The following is a 6148-nucleotide window of genomic DNA, read 5'->3' as shown; positions in this document are numbered from 1 at the left end:
GTTTTGAACTTTAATATGGCTGAATCCCCACAGGACAGCAGTCTCTGGATTCGGGAGGATAAAGGCAATTTATTGCGGTTTGACCGAAAAAAAGACAGTTTTGAGCTTGTTCTTACAAAAGGTGAGGTCCTGCCCGGGACAGACAGGAAAGATTCCATTCAGGACATCACCCCCCCTGGTAAAAGTGGCCTGATCCCCATGGGCAATAACCAGCATCTCTACCTATGGGATCCGCTGGAACGGAAAGTAGTTGAGACATACGATTTTTCGTCCCGGGAAGCCGTAGAATGGGCCGGAACTGCTTTTGAGGATTTGCACGGAAACCTATGGAATTCATCGTATGGTGAAATTTCAATAATCAACAGGGAAAATTCTCAAAGATCCGATTACAAATTCGGGGAAGGTAAACTGGCCTTCGAGAATTCCCCAAAAAATATTCGTTCCATTATTCCAGCCTATCAGGATTCGGATTTTATTGTATTCTGGATAAATGTCACGGATCGCGGCATGCAAGCCTTAATGAGGTACACCTTCTCCGACGGGGCTTTTCATCTATATGATAGTTCCTACAATGATGCGCAAAATGAATTTGCAGAAAATGGATTGAGACACAATTTGCTTAGGGATAAAACCGGGCTTTTCTGGGTAGGTACCCGTCCCAATATGTATAAACAGGCGCCAAAAAAAAGACAAATAACCCACTTCAGGAACGACCCAAAAGATCCAGAGAGCCTGCACAACGACACCATTTGGGCATTTTTTGAAGATAGTCGGGAACGCTTTTGGATAGGAACCCAAAATGGTATTGCCCAAAAGACAGGTGAAAGTACCTTCCGCCAGTACTTTATAGGCCCCGGAAATGACCCGAAAAACTCGGTGGGCGATATTAACCAGGTTTATGAGGATTCTAAAGGCCGTATCTGGGTCTGCACTCTTGATAAAGGCCTGCTCCGTTGGAATGAACGGACCCTTAATTTCGAAATTATTCCATTATTTAAAGACAATGAGGTGAATATTCTTCGAATGTTGGAGGATAGTGATGGAAACCTTTGGATCTCGGCCCTAAGGAAAGGGGTATACATCCTGGACCCGGATACCGGAAAGATTATAAAAAAGTTCGAGCCTGAAGGGGCAGAAACGCACTTATTGTCCAGCGATATCATTGTCCAAATTTTCAAAGACTCCCGGGATCAGATGTGGGTGGGGGATCCCCGCGATAACGACCAGGGGTTATTTAAATATGTGGCGGAAAAGGATCAATTTAAGCCATACCATTTTGATGCCAAAGACACTTTATCCCTGGGCAGTAATGAGATTCATTTTATAACAGAGGATGACCTGGGAAGGATGTGGGTGGGTACAGACGGCGGCCTGAATCTTTATGATCGGGAGAATGATACTTTTCATCGAAACCTCGATTTGCTTTCCCTGCCCAGTATCTCAGGTTTTTATCAGGCCGGGAATGGAAAAATGTGGTTTACTGCCTATAGCGGGAGGGGTCTGGCCCTGGTGGGCCCGGGAGTGAATGATGTGGAATTTTTCGGGGAAGAACAGGGGTTACTGCATAATGACGTACTATCCAATTGGGGGGATTCCCGATTATTGATGGATGACCTGGGGAAGCTATGGCTGTCTACGCAGCGGGGATTGTCTGTTTTTGATACGACAACAAAAACCTACACCAGCTATTACGAAGCTGACGGGTACCAGGAGTATAGCGGAGTCCACAGTAGGTTTAAAACTAAAAAAGGGGATATCTGGATTGGCGGGAACCAGGGATTAAACCACATCATCCCTGAAAAACTGGCGGCCAAGGACAGCACCCTCCCCAACCTGGTTATCACCAAAATGGGAATTCAGGATAGCATATATACCGCGGCTGATGGCGATTTGTTTCAAAAGGCTGTTCCTTATACGGAAGCGGTAACCCTGGATCATACCCAACGTGATTTAAGCTTCGAATTTGTGGCACTGCATTATCTGAAACCCGAAGACAATTTATATTCCTGGAAACTCGAAAACTTTGACGCCAAATGGTCTGAACCCTCCAAAGATCGCCGGGTGAGCTATAAGAACCTTTCTCCGGGCGACTACGTTTTCAGGGTAAGAGGGTCCAATGCAGATGGGGTTTGGAATGAGGAAGGGGCCTCCGTTGCCATTACGATAAGGCCGCCCTGGTGGCAGACCGGATGGGCCTATTTCCTATACTTGTTATTGGCTGGCTTTATCGCCTACCGCATCCACGGGTTCCAGAAACAAAGGACCATCCGCAAGGAGCGGGAAAGAGCCCGGGAAAAGGAACTCCAACAAGCCAAAGAAATTGAAAAGGCCTATGCTGAATTAAAGGCCACCCAAAGCCAACTGATCCAATCTGAAAAAATGGCCTCCCTCGGGGAGCTCACCGCCGGCATTGCCCACGAAATCCAAAACCCCCTCAACTTTGTCAACAATTTCTCAGAATTGAACACGGAACTGCTGGAAGAACTGGATGAAGAAGCCGGCAAGGGCAACCTGAAAGAAGTGCAAACCCTGGCGGCGGACATCAAGGAGAATGAACTGAAAATTAACCACCATGGCAAACGCGCAGATAGTATTGTCAAAGGCATGTTGCAGCACAGCCGCAGAAGTGAAGGGGAAACAGAACCTACGGATATCAACGCCCTGGTCGATGAATATGTCCGTCTGGCCTACCACGGCCTGAGGGCCCGGGACAAATCCTTCAACGCCACTTTTCAGACCGATCTGGATGCTTCCATCGGCAAGGTGAGTGTATTTCCCCAGGAAATCGGGAGGGTGGTCCTGAACCTGCTCAACAATGCCTTCTATGCGGTCACCGAGAAAAAACAAAGCGCCCCAAAGGAGTTTACCCCAACCGTTTCCGTGATCACAAAGAAAACGAGAAACGGAATTCAAATCCGGGTGGCCGACAATGGCAAAGGAATGCCCAAAGACGTCCGGGATAAAGTATTCCAACCCTTCTTTACCACCAAGCCCACCGGGCAGGGCACAGGCCTGGGCCTCAGCCTGAGTTACGACATTATAAAGGCACATGGGGGAACGTTGGAAGTAGAGTCTGAAGAGGGCAAAGGCACCGAGTTTATCATTAAATTACCTGTTCTATGAGCAGGAACACTTCTAAAGACAAAACGGATGTAAGGTCTACCTATGAAAAGTTGATTGGGGTCATGCTGGACTTTAATGACCTGAAGGAACTTCAGGATACAGTACATCCGGATTTTACGGGGTATGGAAGCGCAGCCCATGAATTTTTTAGGACGCGGGCGGATCTGGAGAAGATGGCCCGGATGCAAAAGGACCAGCTTGAGGGTCAGGAATTCAGGTATGATCGCAAACCGGTGGCACAAAAGTTTTTTGCAGATGGGGCAAGCTGCCTGATTCTTGAAGAGTTCGACCTCTTTTTTTCCGGCAACGAACACCATCTGCTGCTGCGGCTTTCGACCCTGGTCGAGTGGATTGACGGGACTTGGCTCGTTACCCATGTCCACGGTTCTAGCCCGGATTCGGATATCGCTGAGGAGGAAGCCTTTCCGGAGCAGGGGCTGAAAAAGAAAAATGAGGAGCTGGAGGCAAAGATCCGGGAACGCACCCGGGAGCTTGAAATCGAAGCTGCCCTGGAGCGCACCCGTGCTCAAAGCTTGCAGATGCAGCATTCCAGTGAACTCAGCGAGGTTTCCAATGCGTTCCACGAGCAGTTGTTGCTGCTGGGAATCGATTCGGAATTTTCCTTTGTCTGGCTACCTAATGAATCCAGGGAGAACCATTTGTTCTGGACCACATGGACGGAAACCGTAAATGGGAAAACGGTTTTTCACAGTAAATCTGTCCGCTATCCCCTGGACCTCACAGATCCTTATAACGCCACCTGTATAGCCGATTGGGAAAGCGGGGTTTCCATTCACGAACACTTCGTACCCCCGAAGGATGTAGTAAATTTCTTTGCTTCCTGGGAAGAACTGCTGGAGGGGGCCTCCCATTTGAAAGCGGAATTTTTTGAGGAGGGTATTTATTATACCGAAGCCTTCATGAAGTACGGGTGTTTTGGCATCGATATCAAAAGGCCCCTGACTGATGAGGAAAAATCGATCCTGCACCGGTTTGCCATTGAATTCGAGCGGACATATTCCCGTTTCCTGGACCTCCAAAAGGCAGAGATACAAGCCCGGGAAGCTCAGGTAGAGGCATCCCTGGAACGTCTCAGATCAGCTTCCATGGCTATGCAGAAGACGGAAGATATCTCCGAAGTGACCATTGTCTTCCTGGATCAGCTGAAGGAATTGAACTTGAATTTTATCCAGGCGTGGATCAATGTATTCCATTTGGAAGAAGGGTACTTTGATATTTGGTTTTCACCCCTTGAAGGGGTTTACAACGAACCTACCCATTTGGAGTTGCCAAGTGTCCTTTTTGAAGATACCACCTTCAAGTCCTGGGAAGCCGGCCATGCATTTTCACACCTTTCTTTACATTCAAAGGAAGAGGTCGATGCCCTGGTACAGGCCTGTGACAAAGCCACTGACACCAATTATTTCAGTCACTTCCAGGAGAAGCTTCAATTGGAAAGGCTTGAATTCCTGGATGCGAATTACAAATACGGTACCATCAGTATTTCGGGCCATGAGAAAGCCAGCAGGGAGGAGAAAGAAACCCTGCTGCGCTTTGCTAAAGTCTTTGAGCAGACTTACACCCGCTTTTTAGATCTGCAAAAAGCAGAAGCACAGGCCCGGGAGGCGCAGACTGAAGCAGCACTGGAGCGCGTGCGGAGCAGGTCCATGGGGATGCAGAAAAGCGAGGAGCTCAAAGAGGTGGTAAAGGAGATTTTCGACCAGCTTGCCATCCTGGGTATCAATGCGGAACATGCAGGTATTGTTGTGGATTATGAACCCAAAAAGGACTGGCATTTTTGGGTTGCGGATACCCAGGATATTCCGGCAAAGGTTACGGTCCCTTATCTCGACCTGGTCTGGGACCGGCAATTCACAGAGGCCAAAAAGGAGGGCAGGGACTTCTTTACGACACAACTGGATTTTGAAGAAAAGAACAACTTTTACAAACAACTACTCCCGCACATTGAGGGCGTGACCACTAAGGCGCGGGAATTCTATATGAGTTGTCCCGGACTGGCTGCATCCACCGTCCTTCAAAAGGATATCGGACTGTACATTGAAAATTTCTCAGGAACCCCGTATTCAGCAACCGAAAATGATATCCTTATGCGGTTTGCCAAAGTATTCCAGCAAACCTACACCCGCTTCCTCGACCTGAAGAAAGCTGAGGCCCGGGCCCGGGAATCAAAAATTGAAACCGCCCTGGAGCGTGTCCGTTCCCGAACCATGGCCATGCAGCACTCCGACGAACTGGCTGAGGCCTCCCACCTGCTGGACAAAGAGGTGCGCGGGCTGGGGATCAAAACATGGGGGTGTGCCTTTAACATCTACCGGGAAAAGGACTCTATTGAATGGTTTGGGAACGAAGCAGGTCTACTCCCCACCTACACGGTTCCCCGGAAAGGGATTTTCAAAGACTATTTTGATGCAGGCCAGAAGGGGGAATCCCTCCTGGTAAAAGAAATAGCCGGGGAGCAGTGTACCGCCCATTATGAGTTTATGAGCACCCTGCCCGTAGTTGGCGATGTCCTGATGCAACTCAAAAAAACCAACGGTTCCTTCCCCTCCTACCAGATTGACCATGTCGCGTATTTCAAATACGGGTATCTTTTGTTTATCACAAGGGAGGCGGTGCCGGAAGCCCATGAAATTTTTCAACGCTTCGCCAAAGTATTCGAACAAACCTACACTCGTTTTCTCGATCTGCAATTAAAAGAGGAACAGGCCGTAAAACTGGTGGAAGAAAAACAACGCCTGGAAAAAACACTTACCGATTTACAGGCCACCCAGCAACAGCTCGTACACTCCGAAAAAATGGCCTCCCTCGGGGAACTCACCGCAGGCATTGCCCATGAGATCCAGAACCCCCTGAACTTTGTAAATAATTTCTCCGAAGTGAGTCGGGAGCTCATTGACGAACTGCTGGAAGAACTCAAAAACGGCGATCAGGACGAGGTCGATGCCATCGCCCAGGATGTCATCCAAAACCTGGAAAAAATCAACCACCACGGCAAACGGGCAGA

The 6148-nt window shown here is 48.6% G+C and carries 2 protein-coding genes; both read left to right on the top strand.

The features are described from left to right. On the top strand, positions 1–3123 hold a 3123-nt coding region (locus tag WBV75_RS11700), incomplete at its 5' end, for a two-component regulator propeller domain-containing protein (protein ID WP_424120774.1). Continuing rightward, the coding region (locus tag WBV75_RS11695; RefSeq protein ID WP_424120773.1) for a nuclear transport factor 2 family protein at positions 3120–6148 on the top strand (3029 nt) is incomplete at its 3' end. The genes WBV75_RS11700 and WBV75_RS11695, both read left to right, overlap by 4 nt.

Origin of the sequence: Robiginitalea sp. (assembly GCF_049588695.1) — a bacterium.
Lineage (GTDB): Bacteria > Bacteroidota > Bacteroidia > Flavobacteriales > Flavobacteriaceae > Robiginitalea.
The sequence above is the reverse complement of the archived record's forward strand: the minus strand, read 5'-3'. Positions and strand labels throughout refer to the sequence as shown.